The 26,370-nt window shown below is 70.0% G+C and carries 24 protein-coding genes; 12 read left to right on the top strand and 12 right to left on the bottom strand.

Annotated elements, in window-relative coordinates; all coding sequences use genetic code 11:
* Positions 1-110 precede the first annotated feature (110 nt).
* The 3 genes from OG246_RS33280 to otr(A) form a co-directional block, all read right to left on the bottom strand.
* Positions 111-683 (bottom strand): VanZ family protein, encoded by a 573-nt coding sequence (locus OG246_RS33280; protein ID WP_266471947.1) that lies wholly within the window; start codon positions 681-683, stop codon positions 111-113.
* A 108-nt stretch (positions 684-791) separates the two neighbouring features.
* On the bottom strand, positions 792-1,442 hold the full coding sequence (locus OG246_RS33275; protein WP_266471945.1) for a DUF4230 domain-containing protein: 651 nt from the start codon (positions 1,440-1,442) through the stop codon (positions 792-794).
* 315 nt (positions 1,443-1,757) lie between these two features.
* Entirely contained in the window at positions 1,758-3,617 is a 1,860-nt protein-coding gene (gene otr(A), locus OG246_RS33270) for a tetracycline resistance ribosomal protection protein Otr(A) (RefSeq protein ID WP_266471944.1), read from the bottom strand.
* 260 nt (positions 3,618-3,877) lie between these two features.
* On the opposite strand from otr(A), the gene OG246_RS33265 reads away from it, so the two are divergent.
* Both OG246_RS33265 and tuf read left to right on the top strand, forming a co-directional pair.
* Complete coding sequence (locus OG246_RS33265) at positions 3,878-4,831, top strand: ribose-phosphate pyrophosphokinase (RefSeq protein ID WP_266471943.1); 954 nt, start codon at positions 3,878-3,880, stop codon at positions 4,829-4,831.
* A gap of 93 nt (positions 4,832-4,924) precedes the next feature.
* Complete coding sequence (gene tuf, locus OG246_RS33260; protein WP_266471941.1) at positions 4,925-6,118, top strand: elongation factor Tu; 1,194 nt, start codon at positions 4,925-4,927, stop codon at positions 6,116-6,118.
* On the opposite strand, the gene OG246_RS33255 is transcribed toward tuf, so the two are convergent.
* Both OG246_RS33255 and OG246_RS33250 read right to left on the bottom strand, forming a co-directional pair.
* Entirely contained in the window at positions 6,099-6,479 is a 381-nt protein-coding gene (locus OG246_RS33255; protein ID WP_266471938.1) for an anti-sigma factor antagonist, read from the bottom strand. The genes tuf and OG246_RS33255 overlap by 20 nt on opposite strands.
* A gap of 253 nt (positions 6,480-6,732) precedes the next feature.
* Positions 6,733-7,170, bottom strand: a complete 438-nt coding sequence (locus tag OG246_RS33250) for a MarR family winged helix-turn-helix transcriptional regulator (protein WP_266471936.1) — start codon at positions 7,168-7,170, stop codon at positions 6,733-6,735.
* Between the two features lie 147 nt (positions 7,171-7,317).
* Here OG246_RS33250 and OG246_RS33245 point away from each other — a divergent pair, with 147 nt between their 5' ends.
* A complete protein-coding gene (locus OG246_RS33245) occupies positions 7,318-8,775 on the top strand; it encodes an aldehyde dehydrogenase (RefSeq protein ID WP_266471934.1) in 1,458 nt (485 codons plus the stop codon).
* A gap of 69 nt (positions 8,776-8,844) precedes the next feature.
* Positions 8,845-9,951, top strand: coding sequence for an NAD(P)-dependent alcohol dehydrogenase (locus OG246_RS33240; RefSeq protein WP_266471931.1), 1,107 nt, complete (start codon positions 8,845-8,847; stop codon positions 9,949-9,951).
* Positions 9,952-10,068: 117 nt separating this feature from the next.
* Here OG246_RS33240 and OG246_RS33235 read toward each other — a convergent pair whose 3' ends face one another.
* Positions 10,069-11,019 (bottom strand): NADP-dependent oxidoreductase, encoded by a 951-nt coding sequence (locus OG246_RS33235; protein ID WP_266471929.1) that lies wholly within the window; start codon positions 11,017-11,019, stop codon positions 10,069-10,071.
* A gap of 70 nt (positions 11,020-11,089) precedes the next feature.
* Between OG246_RS33235 and OG246_RS33230 the strand changes: the two genes are divergently transcribed.
* Positions 11,090-12,037, top strand: coding sequence for a GlxA family transcriptional regulator (locus OG246_RS33230; RefSeq protein ID WP_266471927.1), 948 nt, complete (start codon positions 11,090-11,092; stop codon positions 12,035-12,037).
* A 76-nt stretch (positions 12,038-12,113) separates the two neighbouring features.
* On the top strand, positions 12,114-12,971 hold the full coding sequence (locus OG246_RS33225; RefSeq protein ID WP_266471925.1) for a hypothetical protein: 858 nt from the start codon (positions 12,114-12,116) through the stop codon (positions 12,969-12,971).
* 7 nt (positions 12,972-12,978) lie between these two features.
* On the opposite strand, the gene OG246_RS33220 is transcribed toward OG246_RS33225, so the two are convergent.
* From OG246_RS33220 to OG246_RS33210, 3 genes are all read right to left on the bottom strand, one after another.
* Positions 12,979-13,533 (bottom strand): TetR/AcrR family transcriptional regulator, encoded by a 555-nt coding sequence (locus tag OG246_RS33220; protein WP_266471923.1) that lies wholly within the window; start codon positions 13,531-13,533, stop codon positions 12,979-12,981.
* Positions 13,530-13,892, bottom strand: coding sequence for a DUF1304 domain-containing protein (locus OG246_RS33215; protein WP_266471921.1), 363 nt, complete (start codon positions 13,890-13,892; stop codon positions 13,530-13,532). Before OG246_RS33215 ends, OG246_RS33220 begins: the two co-directional genes overlap by 4 nt.
* 75 nt (positions 13,893-13,967) lie before the next feature.
* Positions 13,968-15,317 (bottom strand): cytochrome P450, encoded by a 1,350-nt coding sequence (locus OG246_RS33210; RefSeq protein WP_266471919.1) that lies wholly within the window; start codon positions 15,315-15,317, stop codon positions 13,968-13,970.
* Positions 15,318-15,494: 177 nt separating this feature from the next.
* Here OG246_RS33210 and OG246_RS33205 point away from each other — a divergent pair, with 177 nt between their 5' ends.
* The 6 genes from OG246_RS33205 to OG246_RS33180 all read left to right on the top strand — a co-directional run bounded on the left by OG246_RS33205 (position 15,495) and on the right by OG246_RS33180 (position 21,830).
* Positions 15,495-17,087 carry an oxidoreductase gene (locus tag OG246_RS33205; RefSeq protein WP_266471916.1) on the top strand — a complete coding sequence of 531 codons (1,593 nt, stop codon included), beginning with the start codon at positions 15,495-15,497 and terminating at the stop codon, positions 17,085-17,087.
* Positions 17,088-17,332: 245 nt separating this feature from the next.
* Positions 17,333-19,171 (top strand): ATP-binding protein, encoded by a 1,839-nt coding sequence (locus OG246_RS33200; RefSeq protein WP_266471914.1) that lies wholly within the window; start codon positions 17,333-17,335, stop codon positions 19,169-19,171.
* Between the two features lie 5 nt (positions 19,172-19,176).
* A complete protein-coding gene (locus OG246_RS33195; RefSeq protein ID WP_266471905.1) occupies positions 19,177-19,587 on the top strand; it encodes a roadblock/LC7 domain-containing protein in 411 nt (136 codons plus the stop codon).
* Complete coding sequence (locus tag OG246_RS33190; RefSeq protein WP_266471902.1) at positions 19,584-19,955, top strand: DUF742 domain-containing protein; 372 nt, start codon at positions 19,584-19,586, stop codon at positions 19,953-19,955. The genes OG246_RS33195 and OG246_RS33190 overlap by 4 nt, the downstream gene beginning before the upstream one ends.
* Entirely contained in the window at positions 19,936-20,541 is a 606-nt protein-coding gene (locus OG246_RS33185) for an ATP/GTP-binding protein (protein ID WP_266471900.1), read from the top strand. Before OG246_RS33190 ends, OG246_RS33185 begins: the two co-directional genes overlap by 20 nt.
* Positions 20,538-21,830 (top strand): cytochrome P450, encoded by a 1,293-nt coding sequence (locus tag OG246_RS33180; RefSeq protein ID WP_266471897.1) that lies wholly within the window; start codon positions 20,538-20,540, stop codon positions 21,828-21,830. The genes OG246_RS33185 and OG246_RS33180 overlap by 4 nt, the downstream gene beginning before the upstream one ends.
* 72 nt (positions 21,831-21,902) lie before the next feature.
* Here the strand turns inward: OG246_RS33180 and OG246_RS33175 are convergent, their stop codons facing one another.
* The 3 genes from OG246_RS33175 to OG246_RS33165 form a co-directional block, all read right to left on the bottom strand.
* The gene (locus OG246_RS33175; protein ID WP_266471895.1) at positions 21,903-22,934 is read right to left on the bottom strand and encodes a 7-epi-alpha-eudesmol synthase; all 1,032 of its coding nucleotides are present in this window, start codon (positions 22,932-22,934) and stop codon (positions 21,903-21,905) included.
* 229 nt (positions 22,935-23,163) lie between these two features.
* Positions 23,164-24,795 carry an amidohydrolase gene (locus OG246_RS33170; RefSeq protein WP_266471892.1) on the bottom strand — a complete coding sequence of 544 codons (1,632 nt, stop codon included), beginning with the start codon at positions 24,793-24,795 and terminating at the stop codon, positions 23,164-23,166.
* Positions 24,796-24,834: 39 nt separating this feature from the next.
* Complete coding sequence (locus tag OG246_RS33165; RefSeq protein ID WP_266471888.1) at positions 24,835-26,331, bottom strand: APC family permease; 1,497 nt, start codon at positions 26,329-26,331, stop codon at positions 24,835-24,837.
* Between the last annotated feature and the right edge of the window lie 39 nt (positions 26,332-26,370).

The raw sequence follows: 26,370 nt of genomic DNA, 5'->3' as shown, positions 1-26,370 counted from the left end.
AGAGGGGCGGGCCGACTGAGGTGGGGGGTACATGCTTTGCCTCTTGATTTAAGAAGTGAGGTAAGGGGGTGTCAAGGTTCTGGTCCGGACCAATTATTCACAGTGCCGCGTCAGTCGCTCGTGGAAGTGTTTCGCTTGCGCCGACCGCCGTGCACAGCCCTGCCGAGCCGGCGCCCGAGGAGCAGGTAACCCAGCAGTGCCCCGCTCGTGTTGAGGATGACGTCGTCGATGTCGAAGGCCCGCCCGGTGATGACCGCTCCCTGGATCAGCTCGACCAGCAGCATGACCACCGCGGTCAGCAGGAGGACCCGCAGGACTCCCCGGGCTTTCGGCCACAGCACGGGGAGCAGCAGTCCGAAGGGCACCCCGAGCAGAATGTTCCCGCCGATCTGCCTGAAGGCGTCGCGCATTTCCGGCTGGTTGAGATACGCGTTCAGGGAACGGCCGGGGTGCAGATTGGTGTGGATCAGCGCCTCCGACGCCGGGGACGGTTCCAGCGTCAGCCGGGCCAGCACGACCGCGAACGCCACCATCCCCCCGAGGGCCAGCAGCATGAAGAACAGCCGCACGGGAAGGGGGAGCGACCTCCGCCCCCGCTTCCGCCCCTTCTCCGGTGCCGGTGCCGGTGCCGGCGCCTTGCGACCCGACTTCGCGGTACGAGCGCGCAACGCCGTACGGAGCATGCGATCCTCCAAGTTTCAACTGCCCGATGGATAAAGGTGACTACCCGTGTTGGGGGAATCGATGTCGAACGGCACGGCGGCCGGGTGAGCTTTGCGCCAGGGCGCGGCTCACGTGCCGTACGTGACGTTCACCTCCTTGAAGCCGAGCGAGCTCAGCAGGCCTTCGAGCATGCCGGTGGTGTTCTCCTCGGCGCGCGCGGTGAGGCGGCTGTCCTTCGCGGCATCACTGATGTGCTTCACCGCGAGCTTCTGCACGGCCTGCTCGCCGTTCGGGTTGTCCGAGAAGATGTCGCCGATCCGGTCGAGGAGACCACGTTGCTTTGAGACGGCGTACGAACGGTCGGGGTCGAGCGCGGGCTTGCCCAGCGCGGCGTGCGGCAGCCGGAGCGTGGCCGATGTGCGGTCCTCGTTGACCGTCACGTCCTTGTCGGCGAGTTTGCCGAGGTCGACATATGCGTCGACGGTGCCGGCCCCCACGTACAGCGTGCGGGTGCCGCGGAGCGCGTCGGGCAGGTACTTGGCGTCCTTCTCCAGGTCCACGACCACCTGGAAGTTGCCTGACGCGGCGTCGTAACGGCTCATGTCCTGGATCGATTTGAGGAGCGCGGGGCCCGTCCGGTCGTTGGTCTCCGTGCCGAACACATCGCGCAGCCCCGGAAGTACGGCGAGCCGCAGGCCGGCGAACAGCACCACGAGCACCAGCACGAACGCACTGAGCACTTTCGCCCACCCGGGCAAGCGCTTGATGGACGTCGTCATGTCGACGGTCCTCCTTTCCCTGGTAACCGAATGCCCCCCAAATCCCTTGGTAGGCCGACCTGTTGGAGAACCGGTGATGATGACCGGGGTGCGGGGTGCGTCCGGCGCGGGTGTACGCACCGGCGCGTCGGGAACCGCATGCCCCGGGAAGGCACTTACCGGCCTCTTTCGCCCCTGCGCGAGGCGACCGGCCCCGGCCGGCCGCACCCCGGCGCGCACCCGGTCACCCAGCGGTTCGCCGTACACAGAGGACGCACCGCGTCTACTCGCGGACCGGATCAGCTGGACGCCCCTCGTGCGCCACCGGCCCTCGCCTCAGCGGACCACCCGGTCCCCCGAAGCACGGGACCACCACACGCCCTCGCCCCGCGTCAGCCCGGGCAGCCGCAGCTCGACGTCCCGCACATGCCGGGCCGGCAGCTCACCGGTGACCAGCCAGGCGGTACGTCCTCCGGTGGTCTCCTTGAACTCCGCTCCGTACGCGGCCAGTCGAGCCGTCACCGGGGCCAGCGCGTCCAGCGGGAGTTCCGCCTCGAAGGAGTGGTACGGCTCGTACACCCGGGTTCCCGCCCGCTCCAGAGCGCGGCGCAGTACGACCGGGGTCAGTCCGCGGAAGTCGGCGGCCGTGCTGATCGGCGCGGCGAATCCCGAACGGACCAGCGTGACCCGGTAGTCCGTCACCGGCCGGCCCTGCCGACCGGTGAGCAGGGTCGCGTGAACGGTGTCCTCGATCGCCTGGTGGAAGGCCCGGGGGAGGGCGCCGAGTTCGGTCTCGTACGTGAAGACGCCGCCGGAGCCGTGCGGCCCGGGCTCGACACGCAGCCCGACCGTCGCCCAGAACCCGGTGTGCCCGTGCCGCTGGATCTCCTCGTACGCCTCGCCGGTGCCTTCCGGCCGTTCCAGGAACCGCACCCGGCTCGGCTTGAACTCGGCCTCGATGCCGAAGTCCTGGGCCAGCGTGGCCGAGAGCACCTCCTTCTGCACCTCGCCGTAGAGCAGCAGGGCGGTACTGCCGGACTCGGCAGGCCGCGCGTGTGTCAGCGGGTCCTGATCGGCGAGGGCAAGGAGGGCTGCACGCAAGGCTGCCGCCTGCTCGGGGTGTCTCGCCCGTACCGTCGTCTCCAGCGTCGGGGCCGCGAACTGCGGGGCCCTGTCGGTGACTTCGCCGAGCCGGTCGCCGACGCGGATGCCTCCGACGCCCCGGAGCGCGGCGATGTTGCCCGGCGTGAGCGGCACCGCGCCGGGCCGGCCGACCACCTCCAGGCCCAGTGCCCGTCCGGACACCTGCGCCGTCCGCCCGTCGGCCTCACGGCGCAGGAACGTCAACCGCTGACGACGCGTCACCTCACCCCCGTACAACCGGAGATAAGCCGTGCGCTCGCCGCCGGGTCCCGGCCGTACGGCGAAGACCGTGCCGCGCGGTTCACCGGCGCCGGGGTACACCGGGCGCGGAATCAGCCGGACAAGACCCCCGACCAGTTCGGCGACTCCCTGCCCGCCCACCGCGGACCCGAAAAAGACGGGGTGCAGGGAACCGTCGGCGGTTCGGGCGGCGAGCGCGGCGCGCAGTTCGTCCTCGGTCGGCGCGGGCCCGTCCACGACCGCGGCCAGCACGCCCGTGTCGACCTCGGCGAGGGTGCCGGACGCCGTGTCGTCCAGCGGGCGCGGCACGACCCGGGCGCGGGGGGTGCCGATGTCCCGCACGCCCGTGAGGGGCACGACGTACGGCGTGAGGCGGCGCCGGATGTCGGCGAGCAGCTCCTCCTCGCGCGCCCCCGCCCGGTCGATCTTGTTGACGAAGACGAGCGTGGGCAGCCGCAGCCTTCGCAGGGTCCTCATCAGGACACGCGTCTGCGCCTGGACTCCCTCGACGGCGGAGAGCAGCAGCACCGCACCGTCCAGGACCTCCAGGGCGCGCTCGACCTCGGCGATGAAGTCGGAGTGCCCGGGGGTGTCGATCAGATTGACCTGTACGTCCCCGACGGTGAACGCGGCGACGGCCGAGCGGATGGTGATCCCGCGCTGCCGCTCGATCTCCCCGTCGTCCGTCCGGGTGTCACCGGCGTCCACACTGCCGAGCCGGTCGATCGCGCCGCCGTCGAAGAGCAGCCGCTCGGTGAGGCTGGTCTTACCCGCGTCGACGTGGGCCAGAATTCCGATGTTCAAGGTGTGCATGCGTGGTCGAGTCCTCGAGAACAGTCGTCCGGTAGGGGCGCTGAGAAGTTCCGAGGAATCGGCGCATTCCGTCTCTCCTGTGTTCGAGGGGCTCGCAGGGGTGCTCGTGCCGCCATCATCATGGCGGGTCCCCGGTGACCCTCCGCAACCGGTTTTCTCCCGGTGGGGACACCCGGCGCGGGCCAGTAGCATGAGGCACGCATCCCGGATCGATCATGCCGACCGGCGGCGCATCCTGTTCGATCATGCGAGGAGCGTCCGTGCGTGACATCGCCGTGTTCAGCGGTAGTGCCCATCCCGAACTGGCCGCTGAGGTCTGCGCCCATCTCGGTGTGCCCCTCAGCCCGAGCCGGACCAGCCGGTTCGCCAACGACTGCCTGGAAGTGCAGCTCCAGTCCAATTGCCGGGAGCGCGATGTCTTCCTGGTGCAGCCGCTGGTCAAGCCGGTGCAGGAGAACCTCGTCGAGCTGCTGATGATGTGCGACGCCGCGCGCGGTGCCTCCGCCGGGCGGATCACCGTGGTGATGCCTCACTACTCCTACGCCCGCTCGGACAAGAAGGACATGCCGAGGATCTCGCTCGGCGGGCGGCTGGTCGCGGATCTGCTGGTGGCCGCGGGGGCGAGCCGGGTACTGGCCATGACGCTGCACTCCCCGCAGGTGCACGGGTTCTTCTCCGTCCCGGTCGACCATCTGCACGCGCTGCGGGAGCTGGCCGCGCACTTCCGCCACTACGACCTGTCGCGTACGACGGTCGTCTCGCCGGACCTGGGCAACGCCAAGGAGGCCGCCCACTTCGCGCGGCTGATCGGTGCCCAGGTGGCCGCCGGTGCCAAGCAGCGGTTCGCCGACGACCGGGTCAGCATCAGCTCCGTCATCGGTGAGGTCACCGACCGGGATGTCATCGTGCTGGACGACGAGATCGCCAAGGGCAGCACCGTTCTCGAACTCCTCGAGCGGCTCCGGGAGCTGGGTCCGCGCTCCATCCGGGTCGCCTGCACCCACGGTCTGTTCGCGGCGGGCGCGCTCAAGCGGCTCAGCGACCAGCCCGACGTCCTCGAGATCGTCTGCACGAACACCGTGCCGATCCCGGCCGAGGAGCACACCGAGAAGCTGCGGATCCTGTCCATCGCCCCGGCGCTCGCCGAGGCCGTGCGGCGCATTCACAACGGTGAGTCCGTCAGCGCCCTGTTCGACACGCCTGAGAACGAATAGATAGGAGTAGTAGCGAGACTTCCTGCTGTCGCTCAGCCAGGGAGCAACGCGCAGCAACGCTCGGCGTCACCCAGGTGATCAGGAGGGCTTGCAGTGGCGAAGGCGAAATTCGAGCGGACCAAGCCGCACGTCAACATCGGCACCATCGGTCACATCGACCATGGCAAGACGACGCTCACGGCGGCCATGACCAAGGTGTTGCACGACCAGTTCCCCGACCTGAACCCGTACACACCCTTCGACCAGATTGACAAGGCCCCCGAGGAACGCCAGCGCGGGATCACGATCTCGATCGCCCATGTCGAGTACCAGACCGAGCACCGGCACTACGCCCACGTCGACTGCCCCGGCCACGCGGACTACATCAAGAACATGATCACCGGCGCCGCCCAGATGGACGGCGCGATCCTGGTCGTCGCGGCGACCGACGGCCCGATGCCGCAGACCAAGGAACATGTGCTGCTGGCCCGGCAGGTCGGTGTCCCGTACATCGTCGTGGCCCTCAACAAGACGGACATGGTGGACGACGAGGAGATCCTGGAACTCGTCGAGCTCGAAGTGCGCGAGCTGCTCACCGAGTACGAGTTCCCCGGCGACGACGTCCCGGTCGTACGGGTCTCCGCGCTCAAGGCCCTTGAGGGCGACACCCAGTGGGGCGCGTCGGTCCTCGAACTCCTCGCGGCTGTCGACGAGTTCGTGCCCGAGCCCGTACGGGATGTGGACCGGCCGTTCCTGATGCCCATCGAGGACGTCTTCACCATCACCGGCCGCGGCACGGTCGTCACCGGCCGCATCGAGCGCGGGATCCTCAAGGTCAACAACGAGGTCGAGATCATCGGCATCCACGAGCAGAAGACGAAGACCACCGTCACGGGCATCGAGATGTTCCGCAAGCTGCTCGACGAGGGCCGGGCGGGCGAGAACGTCGGGCTGCTGCTGCGAGGGGTGAAGCGCGAGGACGTCGAGCGCGGGCAGGTCGTCATCAAGCCCGGGTCGGTGACCCCGCATCTGGAGTTCGAGGCGCGGGCGTACATCCTGTCGAAGGACGAGGGCGGCCGCCACACACCGTTCTTCGACAACTACCGCCCGCAGTTCTACTTCCGCACGACGGACGTGACCGGTGTCGTGACGCTCCCCAAGGGCAACGAGATGGTCATGCCGGGCGACAACACCACCATGCATGTCCAGCTGATCCAGCCCATCGCCATGGAGGAAGGGCTGAAGTTCGCCATCCGCGAGGGCGGCAGGACCGTGGGTGCCGGGCAGGTCACCAAGATCCGGAAGTAGCCTCCGGCTGGCCGAGTGCCTCGTCGAGGGACGCGGACGGGGGCAGCAGGTGTACGAGGCCGGTCACCTTGAGGATCCGCAGGATCAGCGGCTGGGTGCAGACGAGGTGCAGGCGGCCGTCCCGGGCGAGCACGCGTCGCCTGGCCCGGTAGAGCAGGCGCAGCCCGGAGCAGTCGAAGAACTCGACCGGCCGCAGATCGATCACGATCTGCGGTGCCGGGCCGCTCGTCGCGGAGTCCAGGAGCGGGGTGATCTCCACCGCCGCGAGGATGTCGATCTCCCCGTGCAGTTCCAGCACGGTGTGGCCTCGGTGCCGGTGGACACGCAGATGCCGGGTGGGTGTGGCGGAGTCGTACACCACGACGGCATCACCTCCAACCGGCTGCAGAACCACTCCTCGTCGCAGGGTCCAAAGTCACCAGGGGCCGGGGTGACGGCGCCCGTGATCCTAGACGCGACACCGGGGTACTGGTGGTTGCAAAACCGTTCCTTGCCCTGCAAGTTACCCTCGATGGAGTGAAGTTCAGCATGTTCGATTGACATATGTCTTCGATTTGCGCGGCGCGTCGCCCTACCGGTTGAGTGCCGGGGTCCTCCAAGTTGCGGTACCTGAGTTACGACAGCGCGTGCCAGGCCTTGGACAGCGCTTGGCGGAACTGGTCGGTCTGGTGTGTCGTGAGGTCCCGGACCATGCGTTCCTCCAGTTCCCGGACGGGCTCCGCGTACCGCGCGAGCAGTTCGCGCCCCTGGTCGGTCAGCAGGATCAGTAGCTCGCGCCGGTTGCCTGGGTTCCGCTCGCGGCGCACGAGTCCGCGGTTCTCCAGTGACCGCACCACATCGGCCACGGACTGGGCCGTCACGAACGAGTCCCGCGCGAGCTGCGCCGCCGACAGCCCGTCGTGCCGCTCCAGGACGGTGAGCGAGGTGTACTGCAGCGCAGTGATCCCCGCCGGTTTCACGAGCTCGTCGAGGTGTGAGCGGACGACGAGCTCCACCTGCTTGACCATGTAGAGCAGCGACGGGGGTGCCTTCGTTGCCTGGGTGACGACCATGGGTTCAGCCTAAGGCATTGACAGGAAACCTGTCTGTAAAGAGACTGCGAACCAGACGGTTGACCAACAGGAATCCTGTTGGTTGAAATCTTGGCGATCAACGCTGGGGCGACTGGCGCCGAGGCGATCAAGGCTGAGGAGTGGGCAATGACGACCACCTTCGAGAGCAGCCCTGGGCTGCTGTTCATCGGCGGCCAGTGGCGCGAGGCGGCCGACGGGGCGCGTACGGACGTGATCGATCCGTCCACGGGAGGGGTGTTCACGACCGTCGCGGAGGCGGGCGCGGCCGACGTCGACGCGGCCGTACGGGCGGCGCGGGACGCCTTCGACAACGGGCCCTGGGCCGCCCTGAGCGGTCGAGAGCGCGGCCGGGTGCTGCACCGCGTCTCCGAGCTGATCCGTGAGAACGCCGACGAGCTCGCGGCCCTGGAGAGCCTGGACGTCGGCAAGCCCCTCGCCCTGTGCCGCCCCGTCGACGTCCTCACCGCCGCCGACGAGTACGAGTACTGCGCCGCCCTCGCCCAGACCCTGGACGGCGCCACCCGCGACACCCCGCTCAACGCCTTCGCCTACACGCGCCGCGGCCCGCTCGGCGTGGTCGCCGCGATCACGCCCTTCAACTTCCCGCTGATCCTGTCCAGCTCCAAGATCGCCCCGGCCCTCGCGGCCGGCAACGTCGTGGTGCACAAACCCGCCGACGAGACCCCGCTGAGTGCTCTGTACATGGCCCGCCTGCTCCAGCGGGCCGGTGTCCCGGACGGCGTCCTGAACGTCGTCACCGGCAGCGGACCGGTCGCCGGCGAGGCGCTGCTGCGCAACCCCGGGATCGACAAGGTCGCCTTCACCGGGTCCACCGCCGTCGGCCGGTACGCCGCGAGTGTCGCCGGTGAGGCGCTCAAGCCCGTCACGATGGAGCTGGGCGGCAACGCGGCACACCTCGTCTTCGAGGACGCCGACCTGGACAAGGCGATCGGCGCGGTCATCAAGGGCTTCGTCTTCAACACGGGGCAGTTCTGCATGGGCGGCCCGCGGCTGCTGGTCGCGCGCCCGCTGTACGACACGGTCCTCGGCATCCTCGCCGACGCGGTACCCGGCGTACCGGTCGGCGACCCGCGGAACCCGGAGACCGTCGTCGGACCCATGGCGGGGGAGAAGCACCTCCAGAAGGTCGAGGAGTACGTCGCGCTGGCACGCAAGGAGGGCGCCCGCATCGTCTGCGGAGGCGAGCGTCTCGACCTGGACGGCGGCTACTACTACAGGCCCACCGTCGTCGCGGGCCTCGCGAACGACTCCCGAGTCATCCAGGAAGAGATCTTCGGCCCGGTCCTCACGGTGCAGCCCTTCGACTCCGAGGACGAGGCCGTCGAGCTGGCCAACTCCACTCCGTACGGCCTGGCCTCGGGCATCCAGACCACCGATCTCGCCCGCGCCCACCGCGTCGCGGACCGGCTCCAGGCGGGCATCGTGTGGATCAACGACTGGGCGATGCTCGACCCCGCGGTCCCGTTCGGCGGGGTCAAGGACTCCGGCTTCGGCCGGGAGTACGGGCCCGAGGCGCTCGCCGCCTACACCAAGGTCAAGTCCGTCGTCGTCTCGCTCGACTGAGCGCGCGCGCAGGCAAGAACGCAGGCAAGAACGCAGGCAAGAACACAGGCAAGAAGAGGAGTTCACGCGATGTCCACCACCACTCGCGCGGCCGTGGTCGAGTCCGGGGGAGCGCCGTTCACGCTCGCCGACGTCGAGCTGGACGAGCCCGGTCCCGGCGAAGCCCTTGTCCGCATGGTCGCAACCGGCCTGTGCCACACCGATCTCGGCGTGGCGAGCGGCGGTCTGCCCTTCCCGCTTCCCGGCGTCCTCGGCCACGAGGGGGCGGGAGTCGCCGAAGCCGTCGGCCCGAACGTCACCGGTGTCGCACCCGGCGACCATGTCGTCCTGTCCTTCACCTCCTGCGGCGGCTGTCACAACTGCCGTGACGGGCACCCCGCTTACTGCGCGACCTGGCTGCCGCTGAACCTCATCGGCGGCCGGCGCGCCGACGGCGCCAGCACGATCAGCCGCGACGGGGCGCCGCTCGGCGGTCACTTCTTCGGGCAGTCGTCCTTCGCGGAACGGGCGTTGGTGGACGAGCGCAGCCTCGTCAAGGTCGACCCGGATGTGCCGCTGGAGTCGATCGCCCCGCTGGGCTGCGGGGTGCAGACCGGTGTGGGTGCCGTCTGGAACGTACTGAAGCCGCGAGCGGGCAGCACGCTCGTCGTCCTCGGTGCCGGAGCCGTCGGCCTTTCGGCGGTGATGGCCGCGGCGCTGACCCCGGCGGCCAGGGTCATCGCCGTCGACAGGGTCGGTGAACGCCTCTCGCTGGCCAAGGAGTTGGGCGCAACCCACACCGTCAACGCGGGCGAGGCCGATGTCGACGACGCGATCGCGCAGCTGACGGACGGCCAGGGGGCGGACGGCGTCATCGAGACCACCGGCAGCGTCGCCGTTCTGCGCAAGGGCGTCGACGCGCTCGCCGTACGCGGCACCATCGTCGTCGTAGGAGCCCCGCCCTTCGGCACCGAAGTCGCCCTGGACGTCAACGGGTTGCTCTCGGGCAAGCGGATCGTCGGCCTCACCCTCGGCGACAGCGAGACGCAGACGGTCATCCCGGCCCTGGTCCAGCTGGTCAAGGAAGGCCGGCTGCCGCTGCACCGCCTGATCAGCACCTATCCGTTCGCGGATATCGATCAGGCGGTGCGGGACATGAGCGCGGGCAAGACCATCAAGCCCGTGCTGACCTTCTAGCGAACGCCCTCAGCCGACGACTTCTGACGAATGCTCTCAGCGGACGGCTTCCGGCGAACGCTCTCAGCCGTCGACTTCCGGCGCACGCCGTCAGCCGTCGACTTCCGGCGAATGCCCTCAGCTGACGACGAGCACCAGCTTCCCCGCGGTCCGGCCGGTGTCGCCGAGCGCGTGCGCCTTGGCGGCATCGGCCAGCGGGAACGTCCCGGCGATCGCCGCGCGCAGCTTCCCCGCCTCGACGAGTTCCGCGATCGCCTGCATACCCGCGCGGTCGGCGTCGACGAGCAGGCGGACGGCCCGAACGCCGAGCCGCTCGGCCTCCTCGTAGAAGTCGTCCGAGCCGACCGGCAGGATCGAGACCACGATCCCGCCCGGCCGCAGGACGCGCAGGGAGTTGACCGAGTTGTCGCCGCCGAGCGTGTCCAGGACGACGTCCACGTCCTTCACGGCCTCGGTGAAGTCGGTGTCCCGGTAGTCGATCGCCTCGTCCACGCCGATCTCGCGCAGGAAGTCGTGCTTGCCCGCGCTCGCCGTACCGATCACGTACGCGCCCCGCGCCTTCGCGATCTGGACGGCCACATGCCCGACGCCGCCGGCCGCCGCGTGGATCAGCACGCGCTGCCCCGGCTGGACGTCCGCCGTCTCGACCAGCGACTGCCACGCCGTCAGCGAGACCAGCGGCAGCGCGCCCGCCTGGATGTGGTCGACTCCGGCCGGCTTGAGGACGAAGGCGCGGGCCGGGGCGGCGACGTACTCGGCGTGCGAGCCGTGGCCCCACGGGTAGGACAGCATCCCGAAGACCTCGTCGCCGGCCTTGAAGCGGGCGACGCCGACGCCGACGGCCTCGACCACGCCGGAGACGTCCCACCCGAGGACGAACGGCGGCTCGCCGAGGAAGCCACCGGTGGCGCGGTGCTTCCAGTCGGTCGGGTTGACCCCGGCGGCATGCACCTTGATCAGGATCTCGTTGGCCCTCGGCTCGGGCCGTTCCACCTCGATCACTTCGAGGACCTCGGGCTCGCCGAGGACGTGCTGGCTGATGACTCGCATGGTGTTCACAGTGCTCATGGCGTTCAGCCTGCCCGGTGCCGCCCGACAGGAAAATGGCAAGATTGCCAATCTTCGATAAGATCGTGCCATGCGGCATGTGGAACGAGTGGTGGTCCTGGCGCTGGACGGCGTCTATCCCTTCGAGCTGGGCATCCCCAGCCGGATCTTCGGCGCGGCCGACGGTCGCTACGAGGTGCTGACCTGCACCGTCGACGGCCGTCCTGTGCGCACCAACGCCGACTTCTCGGTCGCCGTGGACCATGGACCTGAGATTCTCGAAACGGCGGACACGGTCGTGGTCGCCTCCATGTCGACCCCGGACATCCCGACCGGGCTTCCCTCCGAGATCGCCGACGCCCTCGCCCGGATCCGCCCCGACGCGCGCATCGTCTCGATCTGCACCGCCGCCTTCGTCCTCGCCGCCGCCGGTCTCCTCGACGGCCGCCGCGCCACCACCCACTGGCAGGTCGTCGACCGGTTCAGGTCCGAGTATCCGCAGGTCGACCTCGACCCGGACGTGCTCTTCGTCCACGACGGCCGGATCCTCACCTCCGCCGGCGCGGCCTCCGGAGTCGACGTCTGCCTGCACATCGTGCGCACCGACCACGGCAGCGAACTCGCCAACACGGTCGCCCGCCGCTGCGTCGTCCCGCCGTTCCGGGACGGCGGCCAGGCCCAGTACATCGAGCAGCCGGTACCCGAGGCCGGGGCCACGAGCACGGCCGCCACCCGCGACTGGGCGCTGACCCGGCTCGGCGAGCCCCTCGCCCTGGCCGACCTCGCAGGGCACGCCCGGATGAGCCCGCGCACCTTCGCCCGCCGCTTCAACGACGAGGTGGGCCTGAGCCCCGGCCGCTGGCTGATCCAGCAGCGTGTCGTCCGGGCCCGGCACCTGCTGGAGTCGAGCGACCTGTCCGTGGACCAGATCGCCGGCCGGGTCGGCTTCGCGACGGGTGCCTCCCTGCGCCAGCACCTGCACGCCTCGATAGGCGTCTCCCCGCAGGCGTACCGGCGTACGTTCCAAGCGGCCCGCTAGGCACTGAACGATCACCGCCACTCCTGCGTCGGAGGAGGGAACGAGGGAACGGCAGTCGGGGCAGACAGGGGTGGGGATGCGTAAACGAATCGCGGCGACGGTGATGCTGCTGGGGCTGACAGTCGTGGGGTGCGGCGACGAGGGGATACGTGACGACCTCGTGGTCACCGGAACGCCGCCGGCCACGCCGTACGCCGGGCGCTTGGACCTGCCGTTCAGGGAGAGCGCCGACGGCAGCGAGCGGGAGGCCGAGGAGGGTTCGGGCGCGGCCGGCCGGGCTCTGGAGTGCGACGGTGAGATCTACTGGGGGAGTGGCGGCGATGGCTGGGGCAAGGGGGAGGGCGGCTCGACGCCGGAGGAGGGTCTCAACGCGTACTTCGACATGGTGCAGCCCGAACTGCCGGACCACGGCTACCGGATCGAGAGCGAGCAGGGAGACCGTGTCCTGTTCTCGTACGACGTCGGAGGCAGGACCAAGGTGGCCGTCGTCGTGGCCAAGGACCAGCCGGACCGCCCCGGTTGGGGACCTGAGACGAACGCTTCCTGCGACCCCGCCGAACTGCCCGCGAGCTTCACCGACTCGACGTCGGAGGAGATCTGGACCGACCGCGGCGGCCACCGGGTGGCCACCACCGTGCTGTCCAGTTACGAGGGTGCCGAGCACTGCGGCTGGGAGAGCGCGCACTTCCTGGGGATGGGCCGGGACAAGGACAGCAGGCAGTACGTGCGGGATCCGCAGGGGGTGATGGAGGGCGAGATGCTCACCGCCCCGTACGACGGTGACGTCCGCATGCCCGCCGGCGCGCACGACACCGGATACCGCTACAACGACTGGCAGCTCTGGCTGACGGACGACAAGGCGACGGCGTACATGCGTACATCGGACGGGGTGGAGGCGTGGCCCGAGGCGAAGGACTTCGTGGCCTGCAAGTAGGCCGGCGTCATCGGCTCCGGTGCAGTGCGACGAGCAACTGCCATACCTGGTGGGCGACTTCGTCCGGAGTGGCGTCGAGCAACCCGTGCAGCCAGTCCGCCAGGACCCCGGCGAAGGTGGCGGCGACGGCGGAGGCGACGAGCGGGGCGTCGGGCGCACCCACGAGGGTGCGCTCGGCGAGGCTGCGGGCGCGCAGATCCCGGTGCAGTACGCGGCCGAGCGGGCCGCCGCCGCCCGGGCTCAACAGGGCGCGGTAGAGGGTGGCGTGCGGGGGGAGCCCGGCGAAGAACGCGAGCAGGGCGGGCGGCGCGGACACCGGATCGGGCCGGCCGCGCCACGCGTGCAGCGCGTCCACGGCCTCCCGTACGACATCGGCGCAGGCGTCGACGGCCAGCGCCTCCAGGTCGGCGTAGTGCACGTAGAAGGTGGCCCGGCCGACCCCGGCCCGCCGCACCAGGGCGGCGACGCCGACCTCCTCCAGCGGGTGCTCGGCACACTCCTCCAGGAGCGCTTGCCGCAGTTTCGCCCGGGTGCGGGCGGCCCGCGGGTCCTGCGGGGTCACCGCGCGACGAGGACGGCGGCCAGGGCGAGCGCGCCCGGCAGCGCCTGCGCGAAGAGGATGCGCCGGTTCGCGGTCACCGATCCGTACACACCGGCGACGACCACGCACACCAGGAAGAAGACCTGCACGCGGAAGCCGGTCGGATCCGCGGCGATCAGCCCCCACACCAGGCCCGCCGCGAGAAATCCGTTGTAGAGGCCCTGGTTGGCGGCCAGCGGCGCCGTGGCCCGCGCCATCTCGGCGTCGAAGCCGTGCAGACCGCGCCCCGGCTTGCGCTCCCACAGGAACATCTCCAGGACCAGGATGTACGCGTGCAGCGCGGCCACCAGGCCCACCAGTACGTTCGCGACCGTTTCCATCGTCGGCAATCCCCACTGCTCAGTCAGGCAAATCTTGGACAGGTGTCCACTATAGCTGGACACCTGTCCAAGAAATCACGCGGCTGCCACCCGAGGACTTGCCGTCATCAGCAGGGTGCTCGGTCGTACGGTGGCCCGGGCCACGGGACGGACGGTCTGGCCCGGGGCGAGCTCCAGACGCCAGTCCCGGACGATCGTCGCGATCGCCGTGGTCAGTTCGGACTGGGCGAAGCGGTCGCCGATGCACTTGTGCTTGCCCGCGCCGAAGGGCAGGAACGCCCCCTCGGCGAGTCGTGCCTGGTTCTCGTCCAGCCACCGGTCGGGGTCGAACCTGAGCGGATCGGGGAAGAGCTCGGGGTCCCGGTGCAGGGCGTGCTGGCAGTACGCCAGCTCCGTTCCGGCCGGGATCTCCCACTCGCCGATGCGGGTCACGTCCAGGGTCCGGCGGGTCACGAGCCAGCCGGTGTGGTGCAGGCGGAGGGCCTCCATGATCACCCGGCCCAGGTAGGGGAGCCGGGTGAGGTCCTCGAAGGTCACCGCACGGTCCCCGAGGACCTCGTCCAGTTCGGCGTGGACCTTCTCCCCGACCCCGGGATTGCGGGCGAGTTCGTACAGCACCCAGGACAGGACGGAGGCCGTGGTCTCCGTGCCGGCCACCGCCAACGTCAGGATCTCCGAACAGATCTGATGGCCGGTCAGCGTTTCACCGGTCTCCTCGTCCTCGGCGTTCAGCAGCAGGGACAGCATGTCGCCGGTGTCGCGGCCGGAGTCGCGCAGCTTGTCCACCGCGTCGCCGATGGTGGCCCGGACGGCGTCGCGGGCGGCGGTGAAGCGCCGGTTGGCGGGCAGCGGCAGACGCTCCGCCCAGTCCGGCAGCATGATCCTGGTGCCGACACCGTTCATGACGACGGACAGGTCGCGGCGCAGCTGATCGAACGCCTCCTTGTCGATGCTGGAGGAGAAGACGGTCGCGGCAAGCATGTCCAGGGACAGCTTGACCATCACCTCGCGCACGTCGAGCACCTCGCCAGGCTTCCAGCCGGCCGTCGTGGCGGTCACCTGCTCACGCATCAGGTCGACGTACCGGGTGATCTCGGCGTGCCGGAAGGCGGGCTGCAACTGGCGGCGCTTGCGGACGTGTTCGGAGCCCGCTGCGGTGACCACACTGTCACCCAGCAACTGGCCCATCTTCTCGAAGAACCGGCCCTTGTCGAGGGTCGGTCCGAGGTCCACCAGCATGGTGCGGATGAGCACGGGGTCGTTGACGACGATCATCGGCTTGGGGATACGGATCTCGACCAGGCGGCCATAGCTTCGCAGCGAGGCGATGAAAGCGAGGTTGTCGCGCATGAGGGGGGTCGCGTGACCCAGCAGCGGGAGCGAACCCGCTGCCTTGGGTATGGGGGGAGGCGCGGTGATTGTCACGACGGCTCAGTGACTCCTCTTCGCAGTGATCATGGCGCTGAAATGGCTTCCCTCCTTGCCCCCGGCGCCATACGTGTCGTTCGCCACTCGGCCGCCGGGCTTGCCGCGGCCCGGGTTGCCGCGCGCGCCTGCCGGGTAGCGATGCAGCCGTCTTCTGTAACTGGAGAGGGAGTTGACGTGTCGGGCAGCCTCGCGCCGGCTGGGTGGAGCGGGAGTGAGCGGGGGATGTGGGCCGCTTTCCGTAGGGGGGAGTGGTACACGGACGGGGGTGAGGTCAGGGCGTCCGTCGTACGGAGGCTGCTGCTCGCCCCGCCGCCACCCGAGCCGGGACATCTGCCCCGGCTGAGGCTCAGGGATGTGCGGATCACCGAGCGGCTCGACCTGGCCGAGGCCGTCGTGGCGGGCACCCTGCGGCTGCGCAACTGCCGCTTCGAGCACGCCCCTTGCCTCGACGGCGCCTCGCTGGGTGCCCTGGAGATGCGTGACTGCGTACTGCCCGCGCTGTCCGCGGTGGGAGTGACGATCGGCGGGAAGTGCGAGATCGCCGGGTGCCGGGTGGAGGGGCCCATGGATCTCTACGGCGCCTCGATCGGTGGCACCCTGCAGGTGGAGAACAGCCATCTGACCGGGCGCGGTGAACGCCGCGGTGAGGGGGCCCTGCAACTGGTGTGCGCCACGGTGGGAGGGGACATCCAGGCAGGCTGGGGGCTGCGCGTCGACGGCTGCACGGACCTGCGGGACACCTCGGTGCGCGGCAGCGTCGTACTCAAGCGCGCCGAGCTGATCAACCCGGAGGGGAACGCGCTCAAGGCCAACAGGCTGCACATAGGCGGGGACTTGAACTGCCGCGGCGGGCTCGTCGCCGAAGGCACCGTCGACCTGTGCGACGCCCGGGTGGGCGGCGGCGCCCTCTTCGAAGGGGCCTCGCTCGCCGCGGATCACGGACCGGCCCTGCGCGCCCACGGCATCGACGTGGGCGCGGTGTTCAACTGCTGTGACGGGTTCACCGCGCGCGGCAGGGTCACGCTCAGCAGCATCACCGTGCGCAGCCGGGTCTGCTTCCACGACGCGGTCATCGACGTACCGGCGGGGACCCCCGCCCTGACCTGCCGCCGCTCCACGGCCTCCGAACTCGCCCTGCGCCCCCGGGAACCCGTGCGCGGCACCGTCGACCTCAGTCACACCCGGGTGACGATATTGCGCGGCGCACCGGACAGCTGGCCGAGCACGGTCCGCCTCGAAGGTGTCCTGTACGACAGCCTGTTGCCCCAACTCCCGGCGGTGCAGCGGCTTCCCCTGCTCACCCGTGATCCGGAGGGCTTCACCCCGCAGCCGTACGAGCAGCTCGCGGCAGCGTACGGCCTGCACGGCCACGACGCCGACGCGCGCACGGTGCTGCTCGCCAAGCAGCGGCGGTTGCGCGGCACACTGCCGTGGCCGGGGCGGGTGTGGAGCGGGCTCCAGGACGTCACCGTCGGATACGGCTATCGGCCGATGCGTGCCGTGTGGTGGCTGTGCGCGATCATGCTCAGCGGAATCCTGCTGTTCACCCGATGGCCTCCGCAGGCGCTCGACCCGGGCAAACCTCCCCACTTCCAGGCCGCCATCTACACCTTCGACCTGGTGATCCCGCTCGTCGACTTCGGGCAGGAGGAGGCGTTCAGCCCCCGTGGCGGGCTGCAATGGGCGACCGTCGTGCTCGTCTGCCTGGGCTGGCTGCTCGCGACGACGGCCGCCGCCGGCGCCAACCGCATGCTCCGCAGATCTTGACCTCACCGGGACCTGGCAGCACGGCCGCCGATCAGATGGGGAGACTCTGCGCATTCCTGTCGGAGAGTGACCGAATACTCACCGATGTGAGAAGGGGGGTTGATCGTTTTGATCTCGGACCAGATAAGCTCCCCTGCGGCGTTGCGAGTTGAAGCGAACACACTCGGTCGCCCAGCGCTGCGTGCTCGGCACGTATCGCGCCTGCATACCCCCCTGTTCGATCGTGTTGCTTTCGAAGGATGCAGATGGAACTCGCCACTCCGCCCCCGGCGGCGCGGGCACCGGTCGCCTGGTACAGCTGGTGGCTGATGCCGCTGGCCTTAGGTGCCGGAACCGTCACAGCCGTGGTCGTGGGACCCGACCAGACCCAGATACCCGCGACCTTCGCCGGCGCCGCGGCCACCGCGGCAAGTGCCGTCTGCGTACGGCTCCTCGTCCGCGCCCAGCTCCAACTGCGCCGGAACTCGGGCGACTTCCGTGCCTCGCAGTCCGAGCTCACCCAGCAGTGGCAACAGCACGCGTCAGGCCTGGAGCGGAAGTTCGCGGCCGAGCACTCCGCTTGGGAAGCCCAGCTGACCGAGCAGGCCCAGACCTATGAGGCGCGGCTCACCGAGGAGACGCACGCCTACGAGGCTCGGCTCGCGGAGGAGACGCACACCTACGAGGCCCGGCTCGCCCAGCAGATGGAGGCCTACGCGGCCCGGATCGCCGAGCAGACCGCGGCCTCCGAGTCCACGCTCGCCGCGCAGACCGAGGTCTGGCAGGAACAACTGGCCGGGCAGCGGGCGGCGGTCGCCCTTCTCGCCGACGAACAGCTGCCCGAAGCACTGAAGCGGCTGCGGGCCGGAGACGCGATCGACGACCTCCTGCCGTCCGTCACACAGTGCGCGGAGGTCGGTCCCGATCTGCAGGCCGAGCTGCGCAAGGTGCTCAGGACCGCGCTGATCGGCGTGGAGCGGGAGTTCGACCGTTCCACCTCGGCCGAACAGGCCGTGATCAGCATCGGCAGCCGTATCCATGTGCTGACCAGCAAGCTGCGCGGGCGCCTGCACGAGATGCAGGGCGAACACGGGCGGCTGCCCGCGGTCGCCCAGGGCCTCATGGAGCTCGACCAGGAGATCGGCCCCGCCGACCGGCTCGCCGCCAGCATCGGCGTGCTCGGCGGCTCCGACCGCCCCGGACGTCAGTGGCAGGAGCCGCAGCGGCTGCTCAGTGTGGTCCGCGGTGGTATCGGCCGTATCAAGGACTTCGACCGCGTCCAGGTGCGCCACCTCCCCGAACTCGGCGTCGACGGCGGTCTGGTGGACCACCTCACGCTGATCTTCGCCCACCTCCTGGACAACGCGGCGCGCTATTCACCGCCCACCGAACCCGTGGTCGTCTCCGGCAAGGAGGTCCCCAACGGCGTCGGCATCGAGATCCAGGACGCGGGCAAGGGCCTCAGCGAGGAGAAGAAGCAGGAGGCCGCCCAGGCGCTCGAAGGAACCGCGGCGGGCCCCGGCCTCGGCGGTGTGTCGGAGGACGCCAACCTCGGTCTGCGCGTGGTGGGTTCACTCGCCCGCCGATACGGAATCCGGGTCACCTTCGCCGACTCGCCCTGGCTCGGCACCTCGGTGGTCGTCGTGGTCCCGCACAAGTACTTCAGCCAGCTGCCCGCCGCCGTCACCGAACCGGCCCCGGCCGCCGTGGTGACACCCGAGCCGGTCGAGGCCGAGCCCGAGGCGTCCGCCGAGGAAGCCGTGGACACCACGCCCGGCGGACTGCCCCGGCGCAGGAGCCGGCGGAACGATCCGGCGACACCGTCGGCGCGCCCTGCCTCCGCCGAGCGAACGGAGGAGACCGTGGCCGCCGTACCGCCGGACGCGTCCTTCACCGGCCTCGCCGCCTTCGCCACGGCCGGCCGCGAGAGCGGACCGCCGCACGCGACGACCACGGACCGCGAACCGGCAGCCGTCGGCGAGAACACCGCGGACCGCGAACCGGCAGCACTCGGCGACACCACCGCGGACCGCGAACGGACCGGCTCCGGCGAGACGACTGCCGGGCGCGAGTTCAACGAGCACCGCACTGAAGAGAGCGACTAGTCCACATGACGCAACAGGGAACCGACGTGAGCTGGGCGCTCCGCGACCTGACGGAGAGCATCCAGGAGATCCGCTTCGCCCTCGTGGCATCGAGCGACGGCAAGGCCATCACCTCCTACGGCGCCGAGGACCCCGACGACGTGGACCGCTTCGCGGCCGTCGTGGCGGGCCTCCAGGCGCTCGCCCAGCCGGTGGCCGAGCAGTTCCCCAAGTACGCCGGGCAGCTGCGGCTCGCGATGATCGAGGTGGACGGCGGCCACCTGTTCGTGGTGCGGGCCGGCGTGGAGACGTACCTCGGAGTGCTCGCCAAGGAAGGCCTCGACCAGGGTCTTCTCGGCCATCAGATGAGGGATCTGGCCCGCAGGATGGGTGAGCTCCTCGGCACCACTCCGCGCCTGGAGGAGCACTCTGGATGAGTGCTCCCCGCCGGCCCACGGACCCGTCCGGTCTCGAGCGCTACTACGTCCTCACCGGTGGTCGCAGCGGACCGGGCGGTTCGGCGTCGAGTCTTGACGTGGCGACCCTGATCGTCTCCCGCGCCGCCCCGTCCCCGGGGATGCAGCACGAGCACGAGGAGATCGTCCGGCGCTGCCGCGAGCCGCTGTCGGTCGCCGAACTCGGCGCCCATCTCGGACTGCCCTTCAACATTCTCGCGGTGCTCCTGACCGATCTGCTGGACGCAGGCGGCGTCGAAGCCCGTAATCCGATCCCGGCGTCAGGCGCCGGCAGCGGGCCCGACCTCGCGCTCCTTGAGGAGGTACTCAGTGGACTTCAAAGGCTTTGACCATCCCGACCGGGGGTCGGACGGCGGCACCCGCTCGGTGAAGGTGATGATCGCCGGAGGCTTCGGCACCGGAAAAACCACCATGGTGCGCTCCGTCAGCGACATCAAGCCGCTGACGACCGAGGAGACACTGACCCAGGCCAGCGCGGACGTCGACAACCTGATCGGGGTCGCGGACAAGACGGAGACCACCGTCAGCCTGGACTTCGGCAAGATCGGCATCAACGACGAGCTGGTGCTGTACCTGTTCGGGACGCCGGGCCAGGAGCGGTTCTGGTTCCTGTGGAACGGTCTGTTCAAGGGCGCCCTCGGGGCGGTGGTCCTGGTCGACACCCGACGGCTGGCCTCCAGCTTCCGGGCGATCGAGGAGATGGAGCGGCAGGACGTCCCCTTCGTCATCGCCCTGAACGTCTTCCCCGATTCCAAGGACCACCCGGTCGAGGAGATCCGCGACGCGCTGGACATCTCACCGCACATCCCGGTCGTCGCCTGCGACGCCCGTGACCGGGCATCCAGCCGTGACGTGCTCATCGCGCTGATACGTCACCTCAAGGAACGCTCGGCAGTCGCACTGGAGTCCCGATGAACGACCAGCCCTTAAACGGTCCCGACGCTCCCCGCGGCTGCCCCGTCGCGCACGGCGGAGTGGACGGTGGCGCGTCCGGTGGTGCGGACGACCTCACCCGGCTGTACGGGCCGGACGCGGCGCTGGACCCGCACGGAATCTACGCGCGGCTGCGCAAGGAGCACGGCGCGGTCGCTCCGATACTGCTCGAGGGCGACGTCCCGGCGTGGCTGGTCCTCGGCTACCGGGAGAACCGGCGGGTGCTCGACAACCCCCGCCAGTTCAGCCGGGATTCGCGTATCTGGCGGGACTGGAAGGAAGGACGCGTGGACAACGCGTCCCCGCTGATGCAGATGGTGGGCTGGCGCCCCGACTGCGTGTCCCAGGACGGTGAACCGCACCGCAGACTGCGCGGCGCGGTCACCGACAATCTGCAGGCCATGGCCGGGCGCGGCATCCGCCGCCATGTCACGCACTTCGCGAACAAGCAGATCGACGCGTTCGCGGACGCGGGGAGCGCCGACCTGGTGGTCGCGTACGCCGAGTACCTGCCGATGCTCGTCCTGACCAGGGTCTTCGGACTCGCCGAGGGAGAGGGACGCAGTCTGGCCGTGTCCTGTGCCCATGTGATCAAGGGCGGTGAGGACGCCCTCGTCCACAACGACCGCATCATGCGCATCCTCGCGGAACTCACCGAGCGCAAGCGCGTCGAGCCCGGCTCCGACTTCACCAGCGGGCTCCTCGAACACCACGCCGACCTCGACGACGACGAGATCCTCAACCATCTGCGCCTGGTGCTGATCACCGCGCACACCACCACCAGCAACCTGCTGGCCCGGGTGCTGCAACTGATCCTCACCGACACCTCCCGGCTCGCGGGTCTGGTCAGCGGCCAGCTCAACGTCTCCTCGGTCGTCGAGGACGTCATGTGGAACACCCCGCCACTGGCCGTCCTTCCGGGGCGCTTCGCCACCGCCGATCTCGAACTCGGCGGACTCCACATCAAGGAGGGCGACCTGCTGGTGCTCGGGCTCACCGCGGGCAACCTCGACCCGGAGATCCGGCCCGACGCGGGCGTGTCCCTGTACGGCAATCAGTCGCACCTCGCGTTCAGCGGCGGCCCGCACGAGTGCCCGGGCCAGAACATCGGCCAGGCCATCATCGAAACGGCCGTCGACGTCCTGCTCCACCGGCTGCCGGGCCTGCGCCTGGCCGTGGCGGCCGACGAACTCACCTCGACCGCCTCTACGTGGGAAGCGCGTCTCGACTCGCTCCCGGTCGAGTTCACGGCGCAGACCGCCGGGGTCTGACCGTTCGTGACCGCTGCTGCCCGGCCGGTACGTCCGGCCGGGCAGCAGCCGTTCACGGCGTGAACCGCAGCGTCACACCGCCAGCAGATCGTCCAGTGATCCCTTGCCCGCCAACTCGGCCGTGGCGGCCGGGCCTTCCTTGGCCGCGGCGTAACGCCCCGAGGTCAGCGCCCATTCGTAGTTGCCGTTGATCCAGTGCTGGATCGCCTCCACGCCCATCCGCACCTGGACCCGCTGTTCGGCCGTGAGACCGAGTTCCTCGCACATGCGCGGTACCTGGCCCTCGAGTTCGAGGTACTCGTCGAGGCACTCCGTGGTCATCCGGTACGCCTCCGCGGCGGCCTCCTCCCAGGTGCAGCCGCGCTCCCGGTGCAGTACGGCGATCAGGTTGTGGCCGTCCCCTCGGCGTTTCTCCCGCTCGAAGGAGTGGATGTCGTTCATGAACCCGATGGTGTCGGCGGCCAGATCCCGCATCCGGACCATGAGGGGATGCGCCTGCACCTGTGCCGGCACCTCGAAGCCCCGACTGCGTTCACCCGCGTCGATGCTGTGGTGGATGCCCACCGTGCGGCGCCGGAACTCGGCGTACTCCTCGATGCCGAGCGTGCCCGCCAGGCCCCGGGCCGCCAGGTCGACCTCCTCGGTGTGCGCCACCAGGAACCTCCCCCAGGAGGCCGCGAACCGCGTGCGCCAGGTCAGTGACATGCCGTCCGAGAGGTGGGCCCAGACCTCCGCCCAGGCGACGGTGATCGGGCACTCCACCCGAGGCGGGGTCCCGGCGGGACGGAGCGGAGTGGTTATCAACTCCCGTGCGACCTCGGCTATCCGGTCCGCGCGGTCGGGTTTGCCGGTGTCGAACTGGTCGTCGAAAAGGAAGGCCAGGGAGAACCAGTTCATCAGGACGACCATGTCGTCGGCCGAGGCGTGGGGGTAGGTGCGCGCGGCCGCTTGGGGGAGGTCCCAGGACTGATACTCCTCGAAACCGGCCTGGCTGCGCACCAGGCCCATGTCCCACACCCAGCGCAGGTGGCGCTCCCGGGCGTATTCAAGATGCTCACTGACGGGGGTCTTGAACGGGAGGTCAAACCTGACGTCCTGCGACATTCGCGTCCTCTCTTGAGACATTCACAGGCCCCCGCCCCTGCGTGCGGGCGATCGGAGTTGTCGGCCCGCTGACTCGAACTGCCTTCTATGAGCCGAAAGTTGACGACTCAAGTCCGCTTCGAGACTGCCCAGAGCCTAAACGATCTATGGTGTGACCTCTGTAACGCGTGATGCAGGTGTGGTTGCGATCAACTCGCCCCCTCACAGGTGGAGTCGGTGGAGTCGGGTGTCACGCGTCGGGTGCCGCGTACACGCGCTCGCCTCCCACGTAGGTCAGCGCGACCTTCGTCTCCGCGATCGCCTCCGGCGGCCCGGCGAACGGATCGCGGTCGAGGACGGCCAGATCCGCCAGCGCTCCCACCCGTACGCTCCCGGAATCGTCGAGGTGGTTCGCGTACGCCGATCCCGCGGTGTACGCCGTCAGCGCGGCCGTGAGACCGATGCGCTCGGCGGGCAGGAACACCGGGCCCCGCTCCTCCGGGGCTACGCGGTTCACGGCGACATGGATGCCCTGGAGCGGGTCGGGGCTGCTGACCGGCCAGTCGCTGCCCGCCGCGAGCCTCGCCCCGGACCGCAGGAGCGCCCCGAACGGGTACTGCCAGGCTGCTCGTTCGGGCCCGAGGAAGGGGATGGTCAGCTCGTCCATCTGCGGCTCGTGCGCGGCCCACAGCGGCTGGATGTTGGCCGTGGCGCCGAGTCGGGCGAAACGGGGTACGTCGTCGGGGTGCACGACCTGGAGATGGGCCAGGTGCGGACGCGTGTCGCTCGACCCGTTCGCCTTCCGCGCCGCCTCCACGGCGTCCAGGGCGTCGCGTACGGCCCGGTCGCCCAGCGCGTGGAAATGGCACTGGAAGCCGAGCGCGTCCAACTCGCTCACGTACGCGGGAAGTTGTCCCCGGTCGATGAAGCTGGTGCCCCGATTGGCCGTGGCGCAGCCGCACTTGTCGAGATAGGGGTCGAGCAGCGCGGCCGTGCCGGTCTCGGCGACCCCATCCAGCATGAGTTTCACGCTGGTGGCGCGGAACCGCCCGTGGCTCAACGCCGCTCGTTTCTCGACGAGTTCGGGGATCTGCTCCGCCCCGCGCTCACGGTCCCACCACAGCGCGCCGACGACCCGCGCGGTCAGCGAACCCTCGCGGGCCGCCGTCAGATAGGCCTCGGACGGATCGTCCATCCCGAGGAAGTCGCCGACCAGCGCGTCCTGCCAGGCCGTGATGCCGAGCGCGTGCAGATGCCGCTGGGCGTACAGCAGGGCGGCCAGCCGGTCCGCCGCGGTGGCCGGGGGCGTGAGCCGGCCGACGTACTGCATGGCCCCTTCCTGAAGCATCCCGGTGGGCTCGCCCGACGCGTCCCGCTCGAACCGGCCGTCGGCCGGATCGGGCGTGTCCCGGGTGACATCGGCGAGTTCCAGCGCGCGGCTGTTCACCCAGGCGCCGTGGTGGTCGCGGTTGGGCAGATACACCGGCCGGTCCGGTACGACCGTGTCCAGCAGCTCCTTCGTCGGCGTACCGCCCTCGAAGGCCTCCATGGACCAGCCGCCGCCCGTGATCCACTCCCGGCCGGGATGCGCGTCGGCGTACGCGCGGACGGCGGCGAGGGTGTCCGCGGCCGTCTTCGCCCCGGTCAGGTCGCACTGGGAGAGCTCCAGACCCGCCGGGACCGGGTGGATGTGCGCGTCCTGGAACCCGGGCAGGAGCAACCGTCCGGCGAGGTCGACCACTTCGGTCCTCGGGCCGATCAGCTCGTGCGCCTCGGCGTGTCCGACGGCGGTGATCCGGTCGCCGGTGACGGCGACGGAGGTCGTGGCCGGCCCGTCGGGGGTGAGGACGGGGCCACCGGTGAAGAGGAGGTCAGCGTGCATGTTCCGTTTCCTTGGGTGAGCGGGTGCGGTGTGTCCTGGTCAGCGTGAGGTGGTCGCCAGCAGTTGGGGTGCGTCGGCGTCGGTGCCTCGGCCGGTGCGGAAGTACGGGGACTTGCGCACCCACTTCGCCCACGCGGCGGCCACGAAACCGGAGGCGATCATCAGTGTCGGGGTGAGCAGCAGGAACCAGCCGTTGTCCGCGCTGACTTCGAAGTGGTCGGTGGAGGTGTAGAAGGAGTGGGCGAGGTAGCCGCCGAGCCCGAGCAGCGCCGCGGCACTCAGAGAGGGCAGCACCACCGCCCGGATCCCTTGCCGCCAGTCCTCGCGCAGCAGCCCGCGGAAGCGCACGGCGGCCGCGAGAGCGGTGAGCGCGTACGAGAGGGCGACGACGATCCCGACCGCGTTGACCGTCGCCATGATCATGTCGGCGAGCCGGGGTATCACCAGCGCGAGCGCGGCCACGCCCGTCGCCAGCGCACCGATCAGCAGCGTCCCGGCCGCCGGAGTCCCGTACCGGGAGCTCACCTTGGACCACACGGGCCCGAGCGTACGGTCCCGGCTCATCGCGAACATCCCGCGGGCCGTGGGGATCACCCCGGCCTGGAGCGAGGCGACGGCTGAGAACATCAGGGCCACCAGCGGCAGCGCGGCCAGCGGCTGCGAGGCGAGCCGCTCGCCGAAGAACGCCAGCCCCTCGGCGCCGTGCCCCGCCAACTCCTCTTCCGACAGCACGCGTTGGAAGGCGAGCGAGCCGAGCATGAACAGCCCCAGCATGGTCACCAGCGTGATGATCCCGGCGCGTGACGCGTCCCGGGGATCGCGGACCTCCTCGTTCACCGTGAACGCCGCCTCGAAGCCCCAGTAACAGAACACCGACAGCAGCAGTCCCTGCGCGAGGGCCGTCGCCGAGGGGATCGCGAACGGGTCGAACCAGCTCAGGCTAAAGGGGTGCGGGCCGGTGACGATGCCGTATCCGCAGAAGCCGAGGAGGACGACGTACTCGAAGACGAGCAGCCCGCTCTGCAGCCGCGCGGCGGTCCTGATCCCGGTGACCGCGGTGAACGTGACCGCGACGAGGACCCCGATGCCCACCGCGGTGGTCTGGGCCGTGGAGCCCGGGTCGAGCGCGAGCCCCGCCACCTCGTGCACGCCTGCCTGCCCGGCCAGTTGGAGCATCGCCGAGCCGGTCACGGCCGTGGTGTACGCGAGGAACGCCACCGTGGCCACGATGCTCACCCACCCGACCAGGAAACCGAGCCAGGGATTGAGTGAACGGCCCACCCACACATAGCCGTTGCCCGCGTTCGGCTCGACCCGGTTCAGCCGGGTGTATGCGCCCGCGATCCCGAGGATCGGCAGGAACGCCAGCAGCATGATGGCGGGCAGATGCAGCCCGACGACCCCGGCGGTCACCCCGAGACCGATGCCGATGCTGGTGGTCGCCGCCGTGCTGGACGCGGCGATGGCGACGCCGTCCACGACGCCGAGGGACTTGCGCAGGGTCGGGGGGTCCACACCGTACGGCTTCTCCGTCATGACCTGCTCCGATCGCACCAGGAGGCGGGCCCGATACCG

This window comes from Streptomyces sp. NBC_00620 (assembly GCF_026341825.1).
Classification (GTDB): domain Bacteria; phylum Actinomycetota; class Actinomycetes; order Streptomycetales; family Streptomycetaceae; genus Streptomyces.
This window is presented reverse-complemented; position numbering and strand designations above follow the sequence as displayed.

Bases quoted from the DNA above. Each gene is read 5' to 3' on its own strand.
- OG246_RS33280 (WP_266471947.1), bottom strand. From the start codon at position 683: ATGCTCCGTACGGCGTTGCGCGCTCGTACCGCGAAGTCGGGTCGCAAG.
- OG246_RS33275 (WP_266471945.1), bottom strand. From the start codon at position 1,442: ATGACGACGTCCATCAAGCGCTTGCCCGGGTGGGCGAAAGTGCTCAGT.
- OG246_RS33250 (WP_266471936.1), bottom strand. From the start codon at position 7,170: ATGGTCGTCACCCAGGCAACGAAGGCACCCCCGTCGCTGCTCTACATG.
- OG246_RS33245 (WP_266471934.1), top strand. From the start codon at position 7,318: ATGACGACCACCTTCGAGAGCAGCCCTGGGCTGCTGTTCATCGGCGGC.
- OG246_RS33240 (WP_266471931.1), top strand. From the start codon at position 8,845: ATGTCCACCACCACTCGCGCGGCCGTGGTCGAGTCCGGGGGAGCGCCG.
- OG246_RS33235 (WP_266471929.1), bottom strand. From the start codon at position 11,019: ATGAGCACTGTGAACACCATGCGAGTCATCAGCCAGCACGTCCTCGGC.
- OG246_RS33230 (WP_266471927.1), top strand. From the start codon at position 11,090: ATGCGGCATGTGGAACGAGTGGTGGTCCTGGCGCTGGACGGCGTCTAT.
- OG246_RS33225 (WP_266471925.1), top strand. From the start codon at position 12,114: ATGCGTAAACGAATCGCGGCGACGGTGATGCTGCTGGGGCTGACAGTC.
- OG246_RS33215 (WP_266471921.1), bottom strand. From the start codon at position 13,892: ATGGAAACGGTCGCGAACGTACTGGTGGGCCTGGTGGCCGCGCTGCAC.
- OG246_RS33200 (WP_266471914.1), top strand. From the start codon at position 17,333: ATGGAACTCGCCACTCCGCCCCCGGCGGCGCGGGCACCGGTCGCCTGG.
- OG246_RS33195 (WP_266471905.1), top strand. From the start codon at position 19,177: ATGACGCAACAGGGAACCGACGTGAGCTGGGCGCTCCGCGACCTGACG.
- OG246_RS33190 (WP_266471902.1), top strand. From the start codon at position 19,584: ATGAGTGCTCCCCGCCGGCCCACGGACCCGTCCGGTCTCGAGCGCTAC.
- OG246_RS33180 (WP_266471897.1), top strand. From the start codon at position 20,538: ATGAACGACCAGCCCTTAAACGGTCCCGACGCTCCCCGCGGCTGCCCC.
- OG246_RS33175 (WP_266471895.1), bottom strand. From the start codon at position 22,934: ATGTCGCAGGACGTCAGGTTTGACCTCCCGTTCAAGACCCCCGTCAGT.
- OG246_RS33170 (WP_266471892.1), bottom strand. From the start codon at position 24,795: ATGCACGCTGACCTCCTCTTCACCGGTGGCCCCGTCCTCACCCCCGAC.
- OG246_RS33165 (WP_266471888.1), bottom strand. From the start codon at position 26,331: ATGACGGAGAAGCCGTACGGTGTGGACCCCCCGACCCTGCGCAAGTCC.